Source organism: Spirillospora sp. NPDC052242 (assembly GCF_040679555.1).
Lineage (GTDB): Bacteria > Actinomycetota > Actinomycetes > Streptosporangiales > Streptosporangiaceae > Spirillospora.
In genome coordinates, this window is record NZ_JBFAUZ010000040.1 from 16,276 (window position 1) to 38,288 (window position 22,013).

At 72.7% G+C, this 22,013-nt stretch carries 22 protein-coding genes; 6 read left to right on the forward strand and 16 right to left on the reverse strand.

The window, feature by feature from the left end; all coding sequences use genetic code 11:
• The first annotated feature begins 65 nt into the window (after window positions 1-65).
• Window positions 66-935: a TIGR03619 family F420-dependent LLM class oxidoreductase gene (locus AB0L25_RS28790; protein WP_500175852.1), complete on the forward strand. Its 870-nt coding sequence runs from the start codon at window positions 66-68 to the stop codon at window positions 933-935.
• Window positions 932-1,423, forward strand: coding sequence for a nuclear transport factor 2 family protein (locus AB0L25_RS28795; protein WP_500175853.1), 492 nt, complete (start codon window positions 932-934; stop codon window positions 1,421-1,423). The genes AB0L25_RS28790 and AB0L25_RS28795 overlap by 4 nt, the downstream gene beginning before the upstream one ends.
• A gap of 20 nt (window positions 1,424-1,443) precedes the next feature.
• Here the strand turns inward: AB0L25_RS28795 and AB0L25_RS28800 are convergent, their stop codons facing one another.
• The 15 genes from AB0L25_RS28800 to AB0L25_RS28870 all read right to left on the reverse strand — a co-directional run bounded on the left by AB0L25_RS28800 (window position 1,444) and on the right by AB0L25_RS28870 (window position 17,255).
• A complete protein-coding gene (locus tag AB0L25_RS28800; RefSeq protein WP_500175854.1) occupies window positions 1,444-2,247 on the reverse strand; it encodes a maleylpyruvate isomerase family mycothiol-dependent enzyme in 804 nt (267 codons plus the stop codon).
• Window positions 2,248-2,862: 615 nt separating this feature from the next.
• Window positions 2,863-4,887 (reverse strand): elongation factor G, encoded by a 2,025-nt coding sequence (gene fusA, locus AB0L25_RS28805; protein ID WP_500175855.1) that lies wholly within the window; start codon window positions 4,885-4,887, stop codon window positions 2,863-2,865.
• A 148-nt stretch (window positions 4,888-5,035) separates the two neighbouring features.
• Window positions 5,036-5,686, reverse strand: a complete 651-nt coding sequence (locus AB0L25_RS28810; RefSeq protein WP_500175856.1) for a GntR family transcriptional regulator — start codon at window positions 5,684-5,686, stop codon at window positions 5,036-5,038.
• Window positions 5,687-6,004: 318 nt separating this feature from the next.
• Window positions 6,005-6,964, reverse strand: coding sequence for a catechol 2,3-dioxygenase (locus tag AB0L25_RS28815; protein ID WP_500175857.1), 960 nt, complete (start codon window positions 6,962-6,964; stop codon window positions 6,005-6,007).
• Complete coding sequence (locus AB0L25_RS28820; RefSeq protein WP_500175858.1) at window positions 6,954-8,084, reverse strand: 4-oxalomesaconate tautomerase; 1,131 nt, start codon at window positions 8,082-8,084, stop codon at window positions 6,954-6,956. Before AB0L25_RS28820 ends, AB0L25_RS28815 begins: the two co-directional genes overlap by 11 nt.
• A complete protein-coding gene (locus AB0L25_RS28825; RefSeq protein ID WP_500175859.1) occupies window positions 8,081-8,806 on the reverse strand; it encodes a 4-carboxy-4-hydroxy-2-oxoadipate aldolase/oxaloacetate decarboxylase in 726 nt (241 codons plus the stop codon). The genes AB0L25_RS28820 and AB0L25_RS28825 overlap by 4 nt, the downstream gene beginning before the upstream one ends.
• On the reverse strand, window positions 8,803-9,543 hold the full coding sequence (locus AB0L25_RS28830; protein WP_500175860.1) for a PIG-L deacetylase family protein: 741 nt from the start codon (window positions 9,541-9,543) through the stop codon (window positions 8,803-8,805). Before AB0L25_RS28830 ends, AB0L25_RS28825 begins: the two co-directional genes overlap by 4 nt.
• 39 nt (window positions 9,544-9,582) lie before the next feature.
• Entirely contained in the window at window positions 9,583-10,677 is a 1,095-nt protein-coding gene (locus AB0L25_RS28835) for an FUSC family protein (RefSeq protein WP_500175861.1), read from the reverse strand.
• Between the two features lie 63 nt (window positions 10,678-10,740).
• Complete coding sequence (locus AB0L25_RS28840; protein WP_500175862.1) at window positions 10,741-11,535, reverse strand: VOC family protein; 795 nt, start codon at window positions 11,533-11,535, stop codon at window positions 10,741-10,743.
• A gap of 13 nt (window positions 11,536-11,548) precedes the next feature.
• The gene (locus AB0L25_RS28845; RefSeq protein WP_500175863.1) at window positions 11,549-12,343 is read right to left on the reverse strand and encodes a VOC family protein; all 795 of its coding nucleotides are present in this window, start codon (window positions 12,341-12,343) and stop codon (window positions 11,549-11,551) included.
• A 78-nt stretch (window positions 12,344-12,421) separates the two neighbouring features.
• Window positions 12,422-13,201 (reverse strand): VOC family protein, encoded by a 780-nt coding sequence (locus tag AB0L25_RS28850; protein WP_500175864.1) that lies wholly within the window; start codon window positions 13,199-13,201, stop codon window positions 12,422-12,424.
• Between the two features lie 64 nt (window positions 13,202-13,265).
• Window positions 13,266-14,537 carry an alpha/beta hydrolase gene (locus AB0L25_RS28855; protein WP_500175865.1) on the reverse strand — a complete coding sequence of 424 codons (1,272 nt, stop codon included), beginning with the start codon at window positions 14,535-14,537 and terminating at the stop codon, window positions 13,266-13,268.
• A gap of 338 nt (window positions 14,538-14,875) precedes the next feature.
• Complete coding sequence (locus tag AB0L25_RS28860) at window positions 14,876-15,607, reverse strand: DUF4097 family beta strand repeat-containing protein (protein ID WP_500175866.1); 732 nt, start codon at window positions 15,605-15,607, stop codon at window positions 14,876-14,878.
• Window positions 15,608-15,705: 98 nt separating this feature from the next.
• Window positions 15,706-16,674 carry a TIGR03557 family F420-dependent LLM class oxidoreductase gene (locus AB0L25_RS28865; protein ID WP_500175867.1) on the reverse strand — a complete coding sequence of 323 codons (969 nt, stop codon included), beginning with the start codon at window positions 16,672-16,674 and terminating at the stop codon, window positions 15,706-15,708.
• Between the two features lie 44 nt (window positions 16,675-16,718).
• Entirely contained in the window at window positions 16,719-17,255 is a 537-nt protein-coding gene (locus tag AB0L25_RS28870; RefSeq protein WP_500175868.1) for a ferritin-like domain-containing protein, read from the reverse strand.
• A gap of 246 nt (window positions 17,256-17,501) precedes the next feature.
• On the opposite strand from AB0L25_RS28870, the gene AB0L25_RS28875 reads away from it, so the two are divergent.
• The 4 genes from AB0L25_RS28875 to AB0L25_RS28890 all read left to right on the forward strand — a co-directional run bounded on the left by AB0L25_RS28875 (window position 17,502) and on the right by AB0L25_RS28890 (window position 20,702).
• Window positions 17,502-17,768 carry a hypothetical protein gene (locus AB0L25_RS28875; protein ID WP_500175869.1) on the forward strand — a complete coding sequence of 89 codons (267 nt, stop codon included), beginning with the start codon at window positions 17,502-17,504 and terminating at the stop codon, window positions 17,766-17,768.
• A 117-nt stretch (window positions 17,769-17,885) separates the two neighbouring features.
• Window positions 17,886-18,113 carry a hypothetical protein gene (locus tag AB0L25_RS28880; RefSeq protein WP_500175870.1) on the forward strand — a complete coding sequence of 76 codons (228 nt, stop codon included), beginning with the start codon at window positions 17,886-17,888 and terminating at the stop codon, window positions 18,111-18,113.
• The gene (locus tag AB0L25_RS28885; RefSeq protein WP_500175871.1) at window positions 18,110-19,480 is read left to right on the forward strand and encodes a zinc metalloprotease; all 1,371 of its coding nucleotides are present in this window, start codon (window positions 18,110-18,112) and stop codon (window positions 19,478-19,480) included. The genes AB0L25_RS28880 and AB0L25_RS28885 overlap by 4 nt, the downstream gene beginning before the upstream one ends.
• Before the next feature lie 361 nt (window positions 19,481-19,841).
• Window positions 19,842-20,702 carry an alpha/beta hydrolase gene (locus AB0L25_RS28890; RefSeq protein ID WP_500175872.1) on the forward strand — a complete coding sequence of 287 codons (861 nt, stop codon included), beginning with the start codon at window positions 19,842-19,844 and terminating at the stop codon, window positions 20,700-20,702.
• A 19-nt stretch (window positions 20,703-20,721) separates the two neighbouring features.
• Here AB0L25_RS28890 and AB0L25_RS28895 read toward each other — a convergent pair whose 3' ends face one another.
• The gene (locus tag AB0L25_RS28895) at window positions 20,722-21,975 is read right to left on the reverse strand and encodes a PP2C family protein-serine/threonine phosphatase (protein ID WP_500175873.1); all 1,254 of its coding nucleotides are present in this window, start codon (window positions 21,973-21,975) and stop codon (window positions 20,722-20,724) included.
• Window positions 21,976-22,013 lie beyond the last annotated feature (38 nt).

Genomic DNA, 22,013 nt, shown 5'->3' on the forward strand with positions numbered 1-22,013 from the left:
CCTGGAGGCCAGAGGCCGCGACCGCCTCGAAACTAGAACCTTTTCCTACCGAAGGGAGTCCCTGGATGCGCGTCGGCATCGTCACGCCCGTGGTGGCCCAGCCGCCGCCCGGGCACGCCGCCTGGGAGCGGCACGCGGGCATCGACGAGATCGCCCGGATCGTCGAGACGGCCGACCGCCTCGGCTACCACCACGTCACCTGCAGCGAGCACGTCGCCGTCCCGGCCGAGGCGGCCGAGCAGCGCGGCGGCGTCTACTGGGACCCCCTGGCCACGTTCGGCTACCTCGCCGCCCGCACCGCCCGGATCCGCCTCGCCACCCAGGTCCTGGTGCTCGGCTACCACCACCCCCTGGCGATCGCGAAGCGCTACGGCACCCTCGACCTGGTCAGCGGGGGCCGCCTCACCCTCGGCCTGGGCGTCGGCAGCCTCCAGGAGGAATTCGACCTGCTCGACGCGCCCTTCAGCGGACGCGGCGCGCGCGCGGACGACGCGCTGGCCGCACTCCAGGCGTCCCTGTCCCGGCGCACGCCCGAGTACCACGGCACCCACTACGACTTCTCGGGCTTCGTGGTCGAACCGCACGCCGTCCAGGAGCACGTCCCGATCTGGATCGGCGGCCGCACCGCCCGGTCCCTCCGCCGCGCCCTGAACGCCGACGGCTGGGTCCCCTTCGGGCTCGCCCTCGACGACCTCGCGAAGATGCTCGCCGACGCCGACGTCCCCGCGGGCTTCGACGTCGTCCTCGGCCCGTCCCGTCCGCTCGACCCGGTGGCCGACCCCGGCGCCGCCGCGGCGGCGCTGGTCCGGCTGCGGGACGCGGGCGCCACCGTCGCCGGCGTCCGCCTCGTCTCCGCCTCCCCCGACCACTACCGCGAGCAGCTCGCCGCCCTGCGCGAACTCGACTGCGGCCTGACCTTCGGAGACGTCCGATGACCGAGACCCCCACCGCGGACGACCGCCTCGCCGCCCTCGAGTCCCGGCTGCGCGCCCTCGAGGACGAGCGCGAGATCACCCGGCTGATCCTGTCCTACGGCCCGCTCGTCGACAGCGGCCGCGCCCCCGAGGTCGCCGCGCTCTGGGACGACGACGGCGTCTACGACGTCGACGAGCTCCTCATGACCGGCCCCGCCGAGATCGACGCGATGGTCCGGTCGGCGAACCACCGGCGCTGGATCGCGGGCGGCTGCGCGCACTTCGTGGGCCCGCCGCACGTCACCGTCGACGGCGACGAGGCCGTCGCCGTCGGCTACACCCTCATGATCGTCAACGGCCCGGACGGCTTCGTCCTGCGCCGCGCCACCGCGAACCGCTGGACGCTCCGCCGCACCCCGGCCGGCTGGCGGGCCGTCACCCGCACCAACCGCGTCCTGGACGGCCGCGAGGAGTCCCCCGCCCTCCTCACGTCCGCCTTCCCGCAGTAGCGGGTCAGGGGGTCAGGGGGTCAGGGGGTCAGGGCCATGGTGGCGAGGACGCGCGCGGCGAGGTCCTCGTCGCCCTTCGTCGCGACCGTGACGGCGTTCGCGGTGCAGCGGCCGGCGGCGAGGCGCACGTAGGTCTCGAGGTCCATGGCGAGCTCGGCGGTGAACTCCGCGGGCTCGGGGTCGGCCGGGACGGCCCGGCCCTCGGGGTCGACGACGATCGCCGCGCGGAAGGACGGCGGGCCGGTGATCGTGAACAGGACGGACGTGCCGGGCTCGGCCTTCGCGCGGCGCGCGACGACGAGCGGGAGCCCGGCGCCGAGGATGCTCCACAGGCAGTGCGCGGCCGGTGCGTCGAGGTTGCCCGGACGGCCGACCGCGCGCCGCACGTCCTGCTCGTGCGTCCAGCAGTCCATCGCGCGGAACGCCATGAACCGCTTGTAGCGGCCCTCCTTGCCGTTCGGCAGGACGGTGAGCTGGTCGGGGTCGATCGCCGGAAGCCGAGCGAGGCGCCGGTCGAGGGTGTCGGCGAGTTCGGCGGCGACCTCGGGACCGGGGACGTCGCGGCGCGCGTGCACGGCGACCTCTAGGGCCTTGCCGAAGTCGTTGCGGAGGTGGTCGAACGCGGGCACGTCGACCTGCGGCTCGGGGTCGCCCAGCAGGGCCCGTTCGATGCCGACGAGGTGGGAGAACTGGTCCTTGACCGTCCACCCCGGACATTCGGTCGGACGGTCCCAGTCGGCGGCGTCGAGCGTCGCGGCGAGTTCGAGCGACGACCGCACCGTCTGCTCCCAGGCCGCCGTGTTCGTCCGCATTTCCTCGTCCATCCGGACTCCTCCCGTGATGCGACTTCGCCGCCACACTACGGGACCCGCAGGGCGGCGACATGCGCGCCCCCGTCGGCGTTCTAGGCGATTCCTACCGATACGCGGCGGTGCCGGAGTGTGGGAGCCTCTTCGCGCCCCGCGCCCCATGATCGACGGACACGCGACGCCGCCCGGAAAGGCGGGCGACCGTCCGCGCCCCCGGGAAGACCTCCGCGTCACCGAGCGGAAGCCCGGGGACGGAACCCCTCGCCGCGCCGCGGCAGCGGCGGAGCCCCTCGCCGGCGCCGCAGGCCGCCGAGCGGCGGGCCGCGACGGTGATCGCCGCCGCGCCGCAGTGCCGCGGCGCGCTCATCGACCGGAAGGTCGCCCACTACCAGGGAAGGCCCATCGCCGAACTGGTCGTCTACGACGACGGCGGCGAGACGTGCGCGCCGCTCAACCACCTCGGCGTCACACGCGGCATGAAGCTGCGGACGAGCGTGTTCCTCGTGCCGTGCAAGCAGACCGGCCCGTCCTCCGGCTGCACCTTCCACGGAGCCCCCTCGCCACCCACTGCGGCTGACACGGCAACGGGGTGCGGGTCATTCCCGCACCCCGCCGCCGCGCCGACCGGGGTCAGACGAGGTCGGCCGCGATGTGCGCCGGGACCTCGGCGTACGAGTCGAACTCCATCGTGAAGACCGCGCGGCCGGACGTCATGCCGCGCAGGTCACCGACGTACCCGAACATCTCCGCGAGCGGCACCAGGGCGTGGACGACCCGGGCGCCGCCGCGCTCGCGGGTGCCCTCGACGCGGCCGCGGCGGGCGTTGAGGTCGCCGATGACCGCGCCCATGTGCTCCTCCGGGGTGGTGACCTCGACGGACATCACCGGTTCGAGCAGGACGGGCGCCGCCCGCCGGACCGCCTCCGCGAACGCGTGCGCGGCGGCCGTCTTGAACGCCAATTCGGACGAGTCGGTGACGTGGAAGTCGCCGTCGACGAGCGTGACGCGCACGCCCGTCAGCTCGTGGCCCGCGAGGACGCCCGCGCCCATCGCCTCCTGGCAGCCCGCGTCCACCGAGGGGACGAACTCCTTCGGGACGCGGCCGCCGGTGACGCGGTTGACGAACTCGTAGCCGTCCGCGATCGGTTCGACGGAGATCTTCACCTTCGCGTACTGGCCCCTCCCTCCGGTCTGCTTGCGGTGCAGGTGCTCGACGTCCGCGACCGGGCGCCGGATGGTCTCGCGGTAGGCGACGCGGGGACGGCCGACGCCCGCCTCGACGCCGAACTCCTCCCTCATCCGGTCGACGAGGATCTCCAGGTGGAGCTCCCCCATCCCGCCGATGACGGTCTGGCCGGTCTCGGCGTCGGCGCGCACGCGGAAGGACGGGTCCTCCTCGGCGAGCCGCCGGACGGCGGTGCCGAGCCGGTCGGTGTCGGCCGCCGAGCGGGGCTCGATCGCGACCTCGATGACCGGTTCGGGGAAGTCCATGGACTCCAGGACGACCGGGTGCGCCTCGGCGCACAGCGTCTCGCCGGTCGTGGTCTGCTTGAGCCCCATGACCGCGACGATGTCGCCCGCCCCGGCGGCGCCGATCTCGCGCCGCTCGGCCGCGTGCACCCGGTACACCTTGCCGATCCGCTCCCGGCGGCCCTTGACGCTGTTCAGCACCGTGGCGCCGGACTCGAGCCGCCCCGTGTAGACGCGGACGTACGCGAGCCGCCCGAGGTGCCGGTCGCTCGTGATCTTGAAGACGAGCGCGGACAGCGGGTCGTCGTCGGAGACACCGCCCGCGTCCAGCGGAGAGGGCAGGTACCGGACGATCGCGTCCAGCAGCGGCTGCACGCCCTTGTTCTTGAACGCGCTCCCGCAGAGGACGGGCGTCACGGTCACGTCGTCCCTCCGGATCGTCAGCCGGCGTATCGCGGCGTGCATCTGCTCGTGCGTCGGTTCGCCCTCCAGGTACTGCTCCAGGAACCGGTCGTCGTGCTCGGCGATCGTGTCGACGAGCCGGGCGCGCCACGCGTGCGCCTCGTCGGCGAGGTCGTCCGGGACCCGGGTGACCTCGTACGCCTCGTCCGTCCACACGTGGGCGCGGAGCCCGACCAGGTCGACGACGCCGGTGAACCCGGCCTCGGCCCCGATCGGCAGCTGCAGGACGAGCGGGACGGCGCCGAGCCGTTCGGCGATCATGCCGGTGCAGCGGGCGAGGTCGGCGCCCGCGCGGTCGAGCTTGTTGACGAAGCAGACGCGGGGCACGCGGTACCGGTCGGCCTGCCGCCACACGGTCTCCGACTGCGGTTCGACCCCGGCGACGCCGTCGAACACGGTGACGGCCCCGTCGAGGACGCGCAGGCACCGCTCGACCTCGATCATGAAGTCGACGTGGCCGGGCGTGTCGATGAGGTTGACGGTGTGGTCGGCGCCGTCCACGGACCAGTGGAAGGTCGTGGCGGCGGAGCCGATCGTGATGCCGCGCTCGCGTTCCTGTTTCAGGAAGTCGAGGGCGGCGGCGCCGTGGTGCACCTCGCCGATGCGGTGCGAGACGCCGGTGTAGAACAGGATGCGCTCGGCGGTCGTGGTCTTCCCGGCGTCGATGTGGGCCATGATCCCGATGTTGCGAACACCGGCCGCACCCAGGAACGTTGTGGTCATCGAAATCTGCCCTCCTCCGGGTCTCGGGAACGACGACCTGCCGCACACGCGGATACGCCGCATCGCGGCCCCGTGACCGTAACCGCGCGGAGGAGAGGAAGGCGAAGGGTTTTCCGGCCGCACCGGACGCCCGGGACGCCCGGTGCGGTCAGCGGTTCTCTTCGGGCAGCACCTTCGGGAGGGCTTCGAGGACGCTCCCCAGGTGGGCGCGCGCGGCGCGTTCGGCCTCGGCGGGGTCGCGGGCGGCGATGGCCTCGATGATCGCGAGGTGCTCGGGCAGGGACGTCTGCGGGCGCCCGGGGTGCAGCGCGAGCCGGAACTGGTGCCGGACGTTCTGCGCGCGGAGCCGTTCGAGGACGTCCGACGCGGTGCCCTGGCCGCTGATCTCGCGGACGCGCGCGTGCAGCCGCTGGTTCAGGCCCGAGTAGCCGAACACGTCGCCGGACGCGACGGCGGCCCGCATGCCCTCGCCGATCTCGCGCAGGTCGGCGATGTCGGCGTCGGTGGCGCGCCCGGCGGCCTTGGCGGCGCACAGCCCTTCGAGCACCATCCGGACCTCGGTGATCTCGATGGCCTCGGCGAGGGTCACCGCGCGGACGCGGGCGCCGCGGTTCTGGACGCGCTCGATGAGGCCCTCGTTGGCCAGTTCGAGCAGCGCGGCGCGCACGGCGGCGCGTCCGGCCCCGAACCGGTCGGACAGGTCGGCCTCGATGAGCCGCTGGTTCGGGACGAACTCGCCGGCGAGGATCGCCTCCCGGATGCGGGCGGCCACCGGGGCGGTCGGGCTGGACTCCGGCACTGACCCTCCAGATTGTCGCCAATTTTGTTGATGACCCAGCCTATCCGGAGACGAGCCCGCACGCCCCGAAGAGGGAGAGGTCACATGTCCGGCGACCCCATCCACCAGCGCCGCCCCGCCACGGCCTCCGCCTCGCTCGCCGCGCCGGTCACGCCGTCCGGCGCGGGCACGGCCGGGTCGTAGCCGCGGACCGGCGCGCCCGCCGCGACCAGGTCGCGGGCGAACGCCCCGCCGGCCTCGCCGAGGCCCAGAACCGCGATGGCCGCGGCGAGCCGCGACCTGCTGGAACGGCTCGCCGCGGAGAAGTAGCGGACGGGCTCAGGCCACCGGGGGCGTTCCGTGGGTGTGGAACGACTCGATGGTCTGCAGGCCCCACGCCTGGCCCTTGGCGCGTTCGGCCTCCGTCCAGGTGATCGTCCGCCAGTCGGGGGCGAGGACCAGCCGGGCGCCCGGGTTGCACAGCTCCACCCGGTTCCCGCCGGGCTCGTAGACGTACAGGAAGAACGTCTGCTGAATGGCGTGCTTGTGCGGGCCCGTCTCGATGAAGACGCCGTTGTCGAGGAAGATGTCGGCGGCGCGGAGGATGTCCTCGCGCGTGTCGGTCGCGAACGCGATGTGGTGCAGCCGCCCATTGCCGCCCGTCCGGTCCCGCGTGTACACGAGGTCGTACGACTTGTTCGTGAACGTCATCCAGCGCCCGGCGATCGTCCCGTCGTCGAGCCTGATCTGCTCCGTGGGCCGCGCGCCCAGGACGTCCCGCAGGACGCCGGTGCTGGGCTCGACCTCGGCGGCCAGGAAGTTGACGTGGTCGAGCCGCCGGACGCACACCCCGAGCGCCGGGTACGCCTGCGCCTGGTTCTTCAGCGACGGCGCCAGCTCGGGCGGCGCCTCGTACCACTCCGACTCCCAGTACAGCTCCAGCTCGTGCCCGTCGGGGTCGCGGAACACGTAGGTGGGGCCGAGGCCGGGGTCGCCGTCGCGCCAGCCGACGCCGAGTCCGGCGTCCTCGATCGCCCGCACGCGCCGGTCGAGCGCCTCCTGTGAGGACGTCCGCAGCCCGACCCGCCGGATCCCGGACGTGGCGTGCGCGGTGAGCTTCAGCGAGTGGTGCTCGTAGTCGTCCCAGGTGCGCAGGTAGACCGAGTCGCCCTCGGTGCCGTTCTCGGTGAGGCCCATGACGCGGGTGAAGAACCGGAGGCTCTTCTCCGGCTCGGGCGTCAGCAGCTCGACGTGTCCGACGTGCGCGATCTCGTGGGCGGGCGAGCGGTCAGGTGCCATGGGGGTCTCCGGGAGGTCGGGGGAAGACGGTGCCGTCGAAGAGCTTGCGGGCGGTCCGGACGATCGCGGCCCGCCGGACGATCGGGACGCCGCCGTCCCGGCCGCCCGGCGCCGCGTCGAGCCGGACGTCGACGTCGAGGCGCCCGGTGGGGTGCTCGATGCTCATCGGCTCGCCCGGCGCGGGGAGCTCGGCCAGGTCGTGGCCGACGGCGCCGTCGATGAGCACGGCGGTCGCGACGGTGACGGCGCCCAGCACGCCGATGGAGGTGTGGGCGCGCAGCGGGATGAACGTGCGGGTGCCGATCGTCCCGCCGGCGCGGGGCGGGGCGACGAGGGTGGTCTTCGGGACGGACGCGCCGGCGACGTCCCCGAGTCCCATCAGCTCCCCGGCGCGCAGGCGGAGCGACTGGATCCGGTCGCGCAGCCGGTCCTCCAGTTCGGCGGGCGGCTCGTCGCCGGTGACGCCGAAGTCGGCGGCGGCGGCGACCACGACCGGCATCCCGTTGTCGACGAGCGTCACCTCGACGCCGTCGACGACGTCGCGGACGCGTCCGGTGGGCAGCAGCGCGCCGCCGGTCGCCGAGCCCGCGGTGCCCTCGAAGTCGAGCAGGATCGGGGCGGCCGTCCCGGGCACCCCGGAGATCGCGGTGCCGCCCGCGTACGCGGGACGCCCGCCCGGGGTGGGGAACGTCGCGGTGGCGACGCTCCCGGAGTTCAGCATCCGGACGCGGACGGCCGTCTCCGCTCCGCCCGCCGCGACGAGACCCCGCTCGACGGCGAACGGGCCGACCCCGGCGAGCAGGTTGCCGCAGTTCTGCCGGTCGGAGACGGCCGCCTCGTCCACGCCGATCTGCAGGAACAGGTAGTCGACGTCGGCGTCCGGGGCCGCCGAGGGCGCGACGACGGCGACCTTGCTGGTCAGCGGGTGGGCGCCGCCGATCCCGTCGATCTGCCGGGGGTCGGGGGTCCCCATGGCGCGCAGCAGCAGGTCGTCGCGCTCGGCCGGATCGGACGGCAGGTCGTCCGCGAGGAAGTACGCGCCCTTCGAGGTGCCGCCCCGCATCAGCATGCAGCGCACCCCGTCGCCCGCGGCCCCGCCGCCGGTGGTGCGGTCGGTCACGCGCCCGCCCCGCCCTCGGCCGCGAACTCCGCCTCGTACTCGGCGTGCGTGACGTACTCGATGCCCATCCCGGCGAGCCGGCCGCGCAGCCCGTACCGGTCGAGGCCCAGCTCGCCGCGCCGGAACGCGGCGCGCGTCGCCTCCTCCTTCTCCTCCCGGGCGCGCGCCGCGGCGACCGCCTCCGCGACGCGCCCGCGCGGGACGCACAGGACGCCGTCGTCGTCCGCGATGATCGCGTCCCCGGGGCGGACGACCTGCCCGCCGACGGCGACCGGGACGTTCACGGCGCCGGGCGTGGCCTTCACCGTGCCCTGCGCGCTGACCGCCGCCGACCACACCGGGAACCCCATCGCGTGCAGTTCCGCGACGTCCCGCACGCCCGCGTCGATGACCAGCCCCCGGACGCCCCGGTGCTGCAGGGCCGTCGCGAACAGCTCGCCGAACATGCCGTCCGTGGAGGGCGACGTCGTCGTCACGACCAGGACGTCGCCGGGACGGCACTGCTCGACGGCCACGTGGATCATCAGGTTGTCGCCGGGCCACGACAGCACCGTCACGGCCGTCCCGGCGATCCGCGCCCCGAGGTGGACGGGGCGCAGGCCGGGCCCGAGGTACCCGGTGCGGCCGAGCGCCTCGTGCACCGTCGCGACGCCGAACGCGGCGAGCACGTCCACCTGCGCGAAGTCGGCGCGCGGCGGGTCGGTGACCACGACCGTCCTCATGCCAGCTCCCGAGTGGTCTGCGGGTACAGCCGGACGTACGCCTCGGCCATCGTGTCGACGGGCAGCCCCAGGTTCGGGCCCGCGTTCCGCTTGAGCTGGACGCCGCGCCGCTTCGCGAGCGCGGTGTAGTAGTCCCACATGTGCCGCTGCGCGGGCAGGCACTCCATCGCGCGCCGCTTGCGCTCGAACACCGGCGTGATGTCCAGCAGCACGTTCGGCTTGAAGTCGCACTGCTCGGGCTGGTGCGGCTCGAAGAAGAAGACGGGCGGGGCGCCCAGCGGCTCGCCCGGCGCGTCGTACCCGATCGCCTGCGCCAGCACCCGCGCCTGGAGCGCCATCCGGGCGGCGGCGGGGTGGTCGCCGTTGTAGGGGTCGGCGAGGGGGTGGGTCAGGACGACCGCCGGCTCGACCTCGCGGTAGACGCGCACCAGCCGGTCGACCAGCTCGTGGCTCTCGACCAGGGGGTAGTCGCCGGCGTCGAGGAACTCGATCTCCGCGCCGAGCTCGGCGGCGGCGGCCTCCGCCTCGCCCCGGCGGATCTTCTTGATCTCGTCCAGTCCCTTGCCCTCGCGCCACGCGCGCGCGGACTCGCCGCGCTCGCCGTAGCTCAGGCACACGACCTTGGCGCGGTCGCCGCGCTCGGCGGCCAGGGCGATGGCGCCGGCCGCGCGCCAGACGAAGTCGCCGGCGTGGGCGCTGATCACGAGGAGGGGGCCGGAGGCATTCTCGGTGCTCATGGCCCCTACATTCGACCCCGTAACCCAAATTGTCAACAATTATGGCGACAGTGCGTGGAGGGTGAGCCCCGACAGCCGCAGCAGCTCCTTGCGGGGGTCCCAGATGCCGTGCGCGTCGGTCCTCGCCTCCTCGAACGGCCGCTCCAGCCGGTCCTGCAGCTCGCGGGCCCGCGCCCGGGCCTCGTCCGCGGCCGCGGCGGACTCGCCCGACTCGCAGCGGACGACCTCGGCGAGGGCCCGCAGCAGCCCGGCGTAGTCCGCGCGGAACGTCCGGGCGAGACGCAGCTCACCGCTCTCCCCGTCGGTCGCCTCCCGCAGCGTCCCCGCGATCGCGCGCAGGTCGGCCGTCGCGTGCTCCAGCGTCGTCATCTGCCGCGGCGTCCCCCACTGGTCCGCCATCCGCGGGCGCAGCCGGAACCCCCACAGCCGCGCCCGGGGATTGCCGCGCAGGCTCTCCCGGCCCTGGTCGACGGCGAACCGCGCCTGGTCGACGACGTACCCGAGCCGCGGCTCCGCGTCGTCCCACCGGCCGCGCCAGTCCTCCTCCTGACCCGCGACGCCGGCCGCCAGCACCTCGAACGACTCCGCCAGGACGTCCCGCACCTCCCGGACCGCGTACTCGCCGCGCCGCAGGTACAGCGGCGGGAACAGCAGGAGGTTCACGACCAGCCCGAACGCGAGCCCCACGCCGACGTCGTACAGGCGCGGATGGACGTACTCGACCACCCGGTCGCCGCCGACCAGCAGCGCGAACAGCGCCGTGAACGCCACCTGCGACGACTGGCTGCCGAACCCGCGCCAGCTCGACAGCATGAGCCCCACCACCAGGACGGCGGCGATCCCCGCGGCGTTCGGGCCGACGAGGATCCCCACCGGGATCGCGAGGCCCGCGCCGACCAGGAACCCGGCCGCGTAGCCGATGCTCTCCCGCACCGACCGCGCCACCGTCGGATACACCCCGAGCAGCGCCGCCAGCGGCGCGAAGTACGGCACGGCATGCCCCACCAGGTACTTCGCGACGAGCCACGCGCCGACCGCCGCGACGACGCCCTTCACCGTGATCTTGATCCGGTCTTCCCAGGACCGGCGGTCCGTCCGCGGCGCCAGGCGCCGCACCAGTTCCCCGACTCGCACCGGTCTGCACTGCCCGCCGCCCGGCCGTTGAACCACCGGACGGACGGCGCGCCGCGCGGGCGGTCAGCCCTGGAAGCTCAGATCCGGAGTGATCATCGCGAGCCGCGCGCCGGTCGGGTCCATGATCGTCGCGAACCGGCCGGGCGGGATGGCGGTCGGCGGGATCGTCATCCGCGCGCCGAGGTCGGTGGCCCGCCACGCCGTGGCGTCGCAGTCCTCCACCCAGAAGTACGGGATCCAGTGGGCGCCCCAGTGCGGCGGCCAGTGCTCGTCCATGAACACCATGCCGCCCACCTGCCGCCCGCCGGCCTCCCAGTTGGTGTACGGGGCGGCGCGGTAGTACTCGTACTCGACCGACCGCCAGCCGAAGACCTCGCCGTAGAACCGCCGGGCGCGCTCGATGTCGCGCGACGCCAGCTCCACCCAGCACATCGCCCCCGGCTCCCGGACGATCTCCATGCCCTCCGGCTCGGTCGGCTGCCAGAGCGCGAAGTCCGCCCCCTCCGGATCGCTGTACATGGCCGCGTAGCCGAGGCCGACGCCTTCCCGCGGGGGGAACAGCTCACGCCCGCCCGCGGCCAGCGCCGCCCGTCCGGTGGCCGCGATGTCGGCGACGCCGAAGTAGACCGTCCAGGACGGCGGCTGCGTGTCGTCGGCGAGCGTCTGCATCCCCGCGACCCGCGGGCCCTGCGTCCCGCCGAGCGTGAAGATCTCGTAGTCGCCGAACGCGTCCTGCGTCAGCGTGTACGAGGACCAGCCGAACAGCTCGCGGTAAAACCGCATGGACGTCCCGGGGTCCGGGCTGGCGAGATCCAGCCAGCACGGCCCGCCCGGCTCGTGCCCGGTCACCTCCGGCATCGGCGTCCCCCCACTACCCCTCGCCGCGCGGGCTGATCAGCGCGAGGCGCGCACCGGTCGGGTCCATGATCACGGCGAACCGGCCGGGGTCGACGTCGTCCGGCGGCACGGTGACGGTCGCGCCCAGGTCGACGGCCCGCTCCGTCGCGGCGTCGCAGTCGGCGACCTGGAAGTAGGGGATCCAGTCGCCCGGCCACTCGTCCGGCCACGTCGCGTCCATGTAGACCAGCCCGGCCACCGACCAGTCGCCCACCTTCCAGTTCGTGTAGACGTAGTCGCGGTAGTAGCGGCGCTCCACCGCGCGCCACCCGAAGACCTCGCCGTAGAACCGCCGGGCCTTCTCGACGTCCCGCGCCGCCAGCTCCACCCAGCACATCGTCGACGGCTCCCCGACGACCTGCGCGCCCCGCAGCTCGTCCCCGTGGGGCTGCCAGACGGCGAAGTCCGACCCCTGGAAGTCGGCGAACATCGCCATCCGCCCCAGGTGGGCGATCTCCACCGGCGCGACGAGCTCCTGCCCGCCCGCCGCGACGACCGCCCGCGCGACGGCGTCGACGTCCGTGACGGTGAAGTAGCACGTCCACGACGGGGGCTGGGCGGGATCCGCGAGCGTCTGCATCCCGCCGACCGACGGCCCCTCCGCGCCGCCGAGCGTGAATATCTCGTAGTCGTCCAGCGTGTCGATGGTCAACGTGTACGAGGTCCAGCCGAACAGGTCGCCGTAAAACCGCCGGGACGTCCCGGGGTCCGGGCTCGCGAGGTCGATCCAGCACGGCGCGCCCGGTTCGTACCGCGTCACCTCGGGCATCGGCGGCTCCCCACTGCAGGCATGGGACCCACGCTACGAACGGGCGGGCCAATCACTCCCGCAGCGACCTCGAAGAATTCACCCGTTTTCCGGCAAATCTGTGCCAACTTCGCGCGGAGTGATCACCGTGACCCACGCGCCGTTCGGGTCCACGACGGCCGCGATCCGGCCCGCCGCCGTGTCCCGCGGCGGCACGGCGACGCGCGCGCCGAGTTCCGCGCCGCGGCCCACCGCGGCGTCGCAGTCGGCGACCTGGAAGAACGGGATCCAGCCGCCCGGCCGCTTGTCGTCCATGGGGATCAGCCCGGCCACCGGCCCGCGGCCGGTCCGCCAGGTCGTACGGTCGCCGCGCCGCACCGCGTCCCACCCGAACACCGCGGCGTAGAAGTCCTCGGCCGGAGCGGGCTCGTACGCCGCCAGCTCCGTCCAGCACATCGCCGACGGCCGTCCGACGACGTCCGCGCCCGCCACCTCGTGCGGCTGCCAGACCGCGAAGTCCCACCCTTCGCGGTCGCAGTACATGCCGACGCGCCCGAGATTGGCGATCTCCGTCGGCGGGAGGAGCTCCCGCCCGCCCGCCGCCACGACCCGCCCCGCGGCCTCCTCGACGCTCCCGACGTGGAAGTAGCACGTCCACACCGGGGGCTGGGCGGGGTCGGTGAGCCGCTGCATCCCCGCGACCGTCGGGCCGTTCACGCCGCCGAGCGTGAACATGTCGTAGTCGTCGAGCGTGTCGATGGTCATCGTGTACGAGGTCCAGCCGAACAGCCCGCCGTAGAACCGCCGGGACGCCGCCGGGTCCGGACTCGCGAGGTCCAGCCAGCACGGCGCACCCGGCTCGTACCGTGTCCCCTCCATGGGTTCCACGCTACGGACGCGGACGCCAAGCCCTTCGCCCGCGCACGGTCAAGCGTTCACCAGGTCAGAGCTTCTTCGCGCCGATCGCGCCGGCGACGAGCGGGAAGCTCTTGGCCAGCTCCGGGCGCCAGTACTTCCAGTTGTGCATGCCCTTGCCGTACAGGCTGCCGGTGACCTCGACCCCGGCCTTCTCCGCCGCCTCGATGAAGTTGACGTTCATCCGGTAGGCGAGCCGCTCGCCGACCCGCCCGGCGTCCCAGAACGCCGCGTTCGGGTTGTCGTGCGCGCCGGGCTCGCCGTTCCCGCAGGACACGTACACGCCGATGCCCTTGAGCTTGCCGGCCATCACCGCCGCGTCGTGCTGCCGCCACACGTCCCGGTTCATGATCGGGTCGCCCCAGATCTTCGTCCCCGCCTCCTTGTTGATCGAGACGAGGAACGCGGGAACGCCCGGCGCGGTGATGTTCAGCGCGCCGCTGTAGGACGCGACGTACTTGAACAGGCCCGTGTGCCGCTGGGCGTACGTCACCGCGCCCTGCCCGCCGGACGAGAGCCCGATCGCGGCGCGGCTCGTCCCGGCGTGGAAGTTGCGCTCCATCAGCGGGATGACCTCCTCGATGTGGAAGGTCTCCCACATCGGGATGCCGCCCTTGCCGTCGTTCCACCAGTTGCTGTACGAGCCCTGCCAGCCGCCCTCGGGCATCACGACCATCACGTCGTAGTCGTCGACGACCTGCTCGATCTGCGAGTCCTTGGTCCAGGACTGGTAGTTGTTGTTGCCGCCGTGGTACGCGTACACGACCGGCCAGGCCCGGTTGGCACCGGCCTTCCAGCCCTTCGGCAGCAGCAGCCGCGTCTTGACCGTCGTTCCCAGCGCCGGGGAGGCGATGGAAACGTCGTACATGCGCGTGCCGACCTTCTTCACCTCGGTGATCTTCGCGCCGTCCGGGGCGGGCGCGTACTTGCTGGGCTTGTCGGCGACGTCGCTCGGCAGTTGCGGCTTCTTGCCGTGGTTCGCCGTGTTGGTGTCGGGGTCGTTCGGGGCCGGCCTGCCGGAGCCCGTGTTGAACGGGTCGGTGGTCATCGGCCGGGTCGGCACCTCGGGGATCGGCGACGCGGTCGGCGACGGCGAGCCCGGCCCCGTCGGCGTCCCGGGGGCGCCCGGCTGCGTCGCCGGTCCGAACGACGGCACGGGCTGCGACGCCCCGGCGTTCTCCGAGTCCTTCGTCGGCACGCCCACGCCCGCCTGCGCGAGCCCCACCATCAGGGCGGGCAGCAGGACGGCGGCCGTCGCGGTGCCGATGACGGCGATCTTCCGGTCGGTACGCTTCTTCATGGGCTCCCCAGCAGCCGATGGCTCCCAGCCGGTCAGGCCGTACTGTGCTCCGCGCCCCGGCCCGCTACTCACTCGCGGATGAAACTACTGTCCCGGACGTCCCATTCGCAAGTATTGGCAAAGAATGCAATAACAGTGTTACGCCGTTAAGTCGAGGGCCGGGAACGTGCCATTCACGGACGGACGGCGCGGCCACGGCGTCGCGTTCCGCGTCCGCCCGGCGGGCCTCCTCCTGCTCGGCGGCGACGCGCGCGTCGTAGGCGGAACGGGCGGCGGCGATCGCGTGCCGGTGCTCCTCGGTCCACCGGACGAGCGCGCGGATCGTCGAGTGCAGGGGTTCAGGGGGCCGTCGCGGTGATGTCGCCGTTGCCGCTGGTCAGGTCGAGGCGGTGCGGGGCGGACGGGGCGGTGGGGACGTTGACGCGCTCGTCGCCGTTGCCGGTGGTCGCGGAGACGCGGTAGGGGCCGCCGGTGACGGTGACGGTGATGTCGCCGTTGGACGTCTCGGCGCGGACGTCCGCCGGGACGGACGGGACGAGCGTGATGGCCCCGTTGGACGTCTCGGCGTCGATCCGCCCGGCCTTCAGGTCGTGCCCCTCGATGCGGCCGTTGGACGTCCGCGCCCTGATCGGCCCCGTGACGCCCGCGAGGCGGATCGAGCCCGAGTCGGTGGTGACGTTCACGTCGCCCGCCTTGTGGAGGTGCAGGGAGCCGCTGGACGAGCCGCCGCGCACCGGGACGCCCGCCGGGACGTCGACCGTGTAGCTCGCCGAGCACTCCCGTCCGCAGCCGCCGAGGATCAGGACGCCGTCCTCGATCCGGTGGGTGGCGCCGGCCGGGCGGTCCTCCCGGTACCGGAGGGTGCGGCGCAGGTACGGCTTCGCGTCGCCGCCCCGCACCGTCACGCTGCCCGCGCGGACGTCGATGCGCACGGCCTCGATCCCGGACGGCAGCTTCGCCTCGTCCCGGTACGTGTCCGCCGGGCCGAACGAGGCGAACGAGACGTCGCACGCGGCCAGCGCGACCGTCCCGGCGGTGGTGAGGGCGAGGGCGCAGAGCAGCCGGTACACGGTGTCCTCCCGGGTTCGTCGGTTCGCCCCGAACCTACGAACCCGGAGACCGGACGGTCGCCACGCCGGGGAGCCATCCCCGGCATGGCTCCCAGGTCTCAGCCGAATCGCTCCCGGAGGGCGGGAAAAAGTTCCATCTCCGCCCAGGTGCGGAAGTCCTTCTGGTGCTCGGCCCCCGACTGGCAGAACGAGATGTGCGTGAACCCGGCGTCGGCCCACTGCTGGACCGCCTCCAGATAGTCGTTCACGTCGTTCCCGCACGGGACCGACTGCGCCACGTCCTCGGGACGGACGGTCTTCGTCGCGGCCTCGAAGTTGACCGGGCCCGGAAGTTCCGCCATGACCTTCCACGCCGGAGCGGAGAACTTCCACACGCGGTGGGCGCGCTGCTTGCACTCCTCGTAGTCCTGGCCGTAGGCGACCGGGATCTGGCCGTAGACGGGCTTGCCGCCGCCGCCCTCGTTCTGGAAGAGGGAGACGACGTCGCCCACCGGCTGGTCGGAGATGAGCAGGTCGCCGTGCCGCGCGGCGAGCCGTCCAGCGCGGGGGCCGAACGCCGCCATGCCGATGCGGACCGGTTCGTCCGGCAGGTCGTACAGCTTCGCCGAGTCGACGGTGAAGTGGCGGCCCCGGTAGTTGACGTAGTCGCCGCCGAACAGCGCCCGGATGATCTCCACGGCCTCGGCGAACATCTCGTGCCGGACGTCCACCGACGGCCAGCCGCGGCCGACGATGTGCTCGTTGAGGTTCTCGCCGGCGCCGAGGCCGAGGGTGAACCGCCCGTCCGACAGCACGCCCATCGTGGCGGCCTTCTGCGCCACCACGGCCGGGTGGTAGCGCATGATCGGGCACGTCACGAACGTCATCAGCGGGATGCGGTGGGTGGCCTGGGCGAGCGCGCCGAGCACCGACCAGGCGTAGGCCGAATGGCCCTGGTCCTCCAGCCACGGGAAGTAGTGGTCGGAGATGACCGAGTAGCCGAAGCCCGCCTCCTCGGCCTCCACCAGGTCGGTGACCAGCTGTTTCGGCGGAGTCTGCTCGCACAGGAGCGTGTATCCGAATTCCATGCCGCCCCGCATACCCGGCGTGTCCGGGGTGACACGGTCGCCCCTCACTTTCCGAGAAGATCCATCAGGTCGTCGGCGTGTTCCTCCTCTTCCGCCAGGATGTCCTCCATCAGGCGGCGGGTGGTGACGTCGCCGTCGCCGAGCCAGCGGATGATCTCCTGGTAGGACTCGATGACGATGCGCTCGGCCACGAGGTTCTCCTCGAGCATGCCGCGCAGGTCGTCGTCCTTGAACGTCTTGTACTGGGTGTGCGAGCGCCGCGCGATGGTCTCGGGGTCGAAGTCGGGGTCCCCGCCGAGCTGGCTGATGCGCTCGGCGGCCCGCAGCGCGTGGTGGCGCTCCTCGTGCGCGTGCTCGTTGAACTCGTCCGCGACCTGGGCCCGGTTGATGCCGGACGCGCTGATCGCGTGCTGCGCGTAGCGCATCCAGCAGACGACCTCGGTCGCCACGACGTCGTTGAGGACGGCGATGACCTCCTCGGGGCTCCGCTTGTAGCCGTCGGTCACCGGGCCCGCGTCCATCTTCTGCCGGGCGCGTTCCCGGATCGCCGCCACGTCGATGCTGAAGCTGTTGTCGGCCATGCCCCCTCCTCGTCGCTCTCGCGGATCAGCCCGCGCCGACCGGGCTGCGCCCCTCCTCCTACCCAGCACGAAAAGGTCATGCGTCGGACAAGCCGATAACACGCGGTAGCGAAATGCTCACCCTGAGAGTTGGCACACAGGGTGAGGGGTGCTATACGTAGAGCTACACCGCTGCGAACCGCAGCGGGACAGGGACGACCGGTATCCACCTTGGAATCCGGGCCTGACAAGGAGAAAAGGAACCACATGAAGTCCTTCAGCTACACCGAACTGGACATGCTCGCCGGCGAGGTTCTGCCGGAGCGCGCCGTGCTGTCCACCCTTCTCGTCGGTGGCGGCAACGAGAACGAGAACGCCAACCTGAACCTGGGCGGTCACGACGGCGACGACACCACGGTCGTCAGCGCCTGCTCCGCCAACAGCAACCAGCCGGCGACCGGCCTGCTCACCATCATCAACGGTGTGCCCGCGGCCAACTCGCAGATCTGCACGCCGGCCGCGGTTCAGGGCTGACCTCAGTTCTGACATCGCAGGCTTCGGTCTGCATCGGAAGGGCTGGCGTTCATACGCCAGCCCTTCCCCCTTCTCGACCATGACCACCTGCTTACGGACGAACCCGAAGGCGAGTTCATGAAGCCTCAGAGATTCACCTACGCCGACCTGGAGCGACTCACGGGCGAGGTGCTGCCGCAGCGAGTCGCGATGTCGGGCGGCGGTGGCGACACGGTCGTCTTCTACGCCTGCCAGGCGACCTACTCCGCGGGCACCACCGGACTGCTCGGCACCGGACTGCTCGCCCAGCCGCCGCACTCCACGCTGACGTGCGTTCCGGCGACCGTCGTGCACGACAACGCATGAGCACGGGCCCGACCCCGACCGTGGACGGAGCGGGGCCCGGCGCGGTCCTCACCCTCCCGACCCTCGCCGACGGCACCGAACTGGTCGGAGAGTTCAAGAACTCCGGCTACCGAGAGCCCCCGCAGCTCGTCAGCCTGCCGAACCGCCAGCTCGTCCGGCTCCCGCCGCTGCTGTTCCAGGTCGTCAAGGCGCTGCACGAGCACCGCCACCTGGCCGGGACGACCGACGTCGAGACGGCCCTCGACCGGGTGGCCGACGCCGTCTCCCGGGCCGCGGGCGCGCGGCTGACCGGCGAGCAGATCGTCTACCTGGTCGACAACAAGCTGGCCCCGCTCGGCGTGACCACCTACAGCGACGGGACCGCCCCGCCGGTCGTCAAGGCCAACCCGTTCCTCGGGCTGAAGTTCAAGGTGGCGATGATCCCGGAGTCGGTCAGCTCCCTCCTCGGCGGGATGTTCGCCTGGCTGCTCAGCCCGTTCGCGATCATCCCGGTGCTCGCGGCGCTGCTCGTCAGCGAGGTCTGGGTGTTCACGTCCCGGTCCGTCGTCGACGCGCTCCGGCAGTCCATCGTCAACCCCGTCGGAATCCTGGCGATCATGGGGCTGGGGCTGCTGTCGGTCGCGTTCCACGAGGTCGGCCACGCCGCCGCCTGCCGGTACGGGGGCGTCAAACCGGGCGTCATGGGCTTCGGCATCTACATCGTGTGGCCCGCGTTCTACACCGACATCACCGAGTCGTACCGGCTCGGCCGGGGCGGGCGGCTGCGCGCCGACCTGGCCGGCGTCTACTTCAACGGCGTCTTCATCGTCGCGCTGACGCTGCTCTACCTGCAGACGGGGTACGAGCCGATCCTCGTCGCGGTGCTCTACGTCAACCTCGAGATCCTGCAGCAGCTCCTGCCGACCATGCGGTTCGACGGCTACTACATCATGTCCGACCTGGCCGGCATCCCCGACCTGTTCAAGTACATCAAGCCGATTCTGAGCCGGACGCTGCTGCGGCGCCCGCCCGACGCGCTGCTGCGGGACCTGAAGCGCTGGCCGCAGGTCTTCGTCGCGTTCTGGGTCCTCACGGTCTTCCCCGTGATGATCCTGCAGCTTTCGCTGATCGCCTTCCGGGTGCCCGACCTGCTGTCGCTCGCCTGGTGGAAGGTGCGGCGGCTGTTCGAGGACGCGATGGCCGGCGGCGAGCCGCTGGCCCTGGTCGCGGCCACGCTGCAGACGATGCTGATCGTGCTGCCCATCGTCGGCCTCGCGCTGATCCTCTTTTCGATCGGCCACCGGCTGGTGCGCTGGGCGATCCGCTTCGTGCGGGAACCCAAGTCCCCCGGCAAGGGCTCCGCCCCCGGCCCGGTACCGGAGGCCTGACCCGGTGCGCGCGGTCGCCCCGCGCGCACCGCGACGCCCCATCGAGCGCCGGACGCCCACCCGCGTCCGGCGCTCACGTATAAAATGCACCAGGCGCACCCAATGCATTTTATACGCCTTTCTTTTGCCGCATTCACGATCGGCGGCACGGGAACTTACTCGGAGTAAGTTCCTTTCCCGAAAGGCTCCCGCCTTGTTCCGCCGCAGCGCCGCCGCCGTATGCGCGGCCGTCCTCGCCCCCACCCTCCCGACCGCGTTCGCCGCCGCACCCGCGCACGCCTCTTCACACGCCTCGCCGCACGCCTCCGTGCACGCGTCATCCTCCGTATCCTCCGTGCACTCGTCATCGGGTGCGCGGGTGGTGGCCGAGACCCGGGTCGCCCCCCGCACCCTGGACCTGACCATCGAGTCGCCCGCGATGGGACGGCGCGAGACGGTGCGGCTGCTCGTCCCGGACGGCTGGTCGCGGGACGCGCGCCGCACCTGGCCGACGCTGTGGCTGCTGCACGGCGGCGTCGACGACCACACCGCCTGGACGCGCGACACCGACGTCGCCGAGCTCACCGCCGGCTCGGACGTCATCGTCGTCATGCCGAACGGCGGCCGGTGCGGGAACTACTCCGACTGGTGGAACCACGGCGACGGCGGGCCGCCGCGCTGGGAGACGTTCCACATGACCGAGGTCCGCGGAATCCTGGAACGCGAATACGGCGCCGGGAGGCGGCGGGCGATCGCGGGCAATTCCATGGGCGGGCTCGGCGCGATGCTGTACGCGGCGCGCTTCCCCGGCATGTTCGAGGCCGCCGCGGCCTTCAGCGGCTACCTGCACACCCTCGACGGGCACACCCCCGGCGACGACACCACCGGCTGGGGCCCGTCCTTCGCCTGCCCGGGGACGGACTGGCGGCGCGTGTGGGGCGACCCCGACGACCAGGCCGCGATCTGGCGCGCGCACAACCCGACCGACCAGGCCGGACGGCTCGCGGGGGTGCGGCTGTGGGTGGCGAGCGGCGACGGCCGGCGCGGCGACCTCGGCGGGTGGCCGATCATCGACCCGGTGGAGGCCGCGACGCACCGGCACGGCCGCGCGTTCGTCGACCGGCTCCGCGAGCACGGCATCCCGGTGACGGCGCGGTTCTACGAGGGGCAGCACACCTGGCCGTACTGGCAGCGCGAGCTGCACGAGGCGTACCCGATGCTGATGCGGGCCCTGCGCGGCTGAGCCGCGCCCGGCGGGCGCCTCAACCTGCGCTGATCCGCCTCGCCGCCTTCTTTCCGCCGGACGCCCCGTACCACTCCAGGAGCAGGACGGTGGCGTCGTCGTCCAGGCGTTCCCCGTGGTGCTCCAGGAGGCTCCGGACGAGCCGCCGCAGCGTCTCCGGAACGGGCAGGCCCGCGGCGTCGTGGCGGATGATGAAGTCGACGAACCGGGCGATGCCGAACTCGCGCTTGGCCGGATCGCGGGCCTCGACGACGCCGTCGGTGTAGAGGATGACGCGGTCGCCCGGCTGGAGCTGCTTCTCGCACACCCGCGGGGGGAGGTCGATGCCGGTGCCGAGCGGGACGCCGGGAACGCACTCCAGGGTCGTCACCCAGCGCCCGCCGCGGAGGACGATCGGCGGCGGATGCCCGTACGAGGCCCACGCGAGCATTCCCGTCGACAGGTTCAGGCGGGCCAGCACCGCGGTGACGAACCGGTCCGAGGAGTCCCGCTCGATGAGCGCCTCCTCGATCGCCCGCCCGTTCTCCAGAAGGTCGCCGCCCTCCACCCGGCTGTTCCGGTACGCCGCGACCGCCAGGCTCGACGTCAGCCCCGCGGCCGTGTCGTGCCCCATCGCGTCGAACACGCCGAGGTGCACGATCTCGCCGTACAGCCCGTAGTCGAAGGTGTCGCCGCCCAGCTTGTACGCGGGTTCGAGCGCGGCGGAGATCACCATCTCGTTGTTGGCGAAGGTCATCGGGGGCAGCAGCCGCCACTGCATCTCCGCCGACACCGACATGTGCCGGGTACGGACCAGCCGGGCGAGCGAGTCGCTGGACGGGCCCTTGCTGACGATCATCAGCGCGGTGAGGGCGGCGAGCGACTCGGCGCGCCGCAGGGTCGCGGCGTCGTCCGCCATGGTGAGCCGCAGCACGCCGAGCCGTTCGGTCCCGTCCAGCAGCGGCAGCCACCATCGGCACAGCCCGTCACCGGCACCGCCGCCGCGCAGCGGGACGACGTTCTGGTAGGCGCGGCCCGCGAGCGTCCCGTCGACCCGGATCTCATCGGCGGCGCCTTCCCGCGCCTCGCGAGCCGCCTCCCGTCCCGCCTTGCGGTCAGCTTCCCGGCTGGTCAAGAGGCGAAGGACGCCCTGCTGGAGGTCGACCATGTAGATCCGCATGTCGTGCAGGCCGGCCGCGTCGGCATACCGGGAGACGACGTCGGGGAGCTGCTTCAGCGACGTCAGATGGCTGGCCGCGAGGAGGTCCGCCAGCATGCGTTCGTCGCCGTCCACTCTCTCGGCCCTTCCGCGTGTCGGATGCAGGTTCCGCG

Excerpts from the sequence above, each read along its gene's own strand:
- AB0L25_RS28840 (WP_500175862.1), bottom strand. The coding sequence starts at position 11,535 with ATGCCGGAGGTGACCGGGCACGAGCCGGGCGGGCCGTGCTGGCTGGAT.
- fusA (WP_500175855.1), bottom strand. The coding sequence starts at position 4,887 with ATGACCACAACGTTCCTGGGTGCGGCCGGTGTTCGCAACATCGGGATC.
- AB0L25_RS28845 (WP_500175863.1), bottom strand. The coding sequence starts at position 12,343 with ATGCCCGAGGTGACGCGGTACGAACCGGGCGCGCCGTGCTGGATCGAC.
- AB0L25_RS28815 (WP_500175857.1), bottom strand. The coding sequence starts at position 6,964 with ATGGCACCTGACCGCTCGCCCGCCCACGAGATCGCGCACGTCGGACAC.
- AB0L25_RS28855 (WP_500175865.1), bottom strand. The coding sequence starts at position 14,537 with ATGAAGAAGCGTACCGACCGGAAGATCGCCGTCATCGGCACCGCGACG.
- AB0L25_RS28865 (WP_500175867.1), bottom strand. The coding sequence starts at position 16,674 with ATGGAATTCGGATACACGCTCCTGTGCGAGCAGACTCCGCCGAAACAG.
- AB0L25_RS28790 (WP_500175852.1), top strand. The coding sequence starts at position 66 with ATGCGCGTCGGCATCGTCACGCCCGTGGTGGCCCAGCCGCCGCCCGGG.
- AB0L25_RS28850 (WP_500175864.1), bottom strand. The coding sequence starts at position 13,201 with ATGGAGGGGACACGGTACGAGCCGGGTGCGCCGTGCTGGCTGGACCTC.
- AB0L25_RS28875 (WP_500175869.1), top strand. The coding sequence starts at position 17,502 with ATGAAGTCCTTCAGCTACACCGAACTGGACATGCTCGCCGGCGAGGTT.
- AB0L25_RS28885 (WP_500175871.1), top strand. The coding sequence starts at position 18,110 with ATGAGCACGGGCCCGACCCCGACCGTGGACGGAGCGGGGCCCGGCGCG.
- AB0L25_RS28880 (WP_500175870.1), top strand. The coding sequence starts at position 17,886 with ATGAAGCCTCAGAGATTCACCTACGCCGACCTGGAGCGACTCACGGGC.
- AB0L25_RS28870 (WP_500175868.1), bottom strand. The coding sequence starts at position 17,255 with ATGGCCGACAACAGCTTCAGCATCGACGTGGCGGCGATCCGGGAACGC.
- AB0L25_RS28830 (WP_500175860.1), bottom strand. The coding sequence starts at position 9,543 with ATGAGCACCGAGAATGCCTCCGGCCCCCTCCTCGTGATCAGCGCCCAC.
- AB0L25_RS28795 (WP_500175853.1), top strand. The coding sequence starts at position 932 with ATGACCGAGACCCCCACCGCGGACGACCGCCTCGCCGCCCTCGAGTCC.
- AB0L25_RS28825 (WP_500175859.1), bottom strand. The coding sequence starts at position 8,806 with ATGAGGACGGTCGTGGTCACCGACCCGCCGCGCGCCGACTTCGCGCAG.
- AB0L25_RS28800 (WP_500175854.1), bottom strand. The coding sequence starts at position 2,247 with ATGGACGAGGAAATGCGGACGAACACGGCGGCCTGGGAGCAGACGGTG.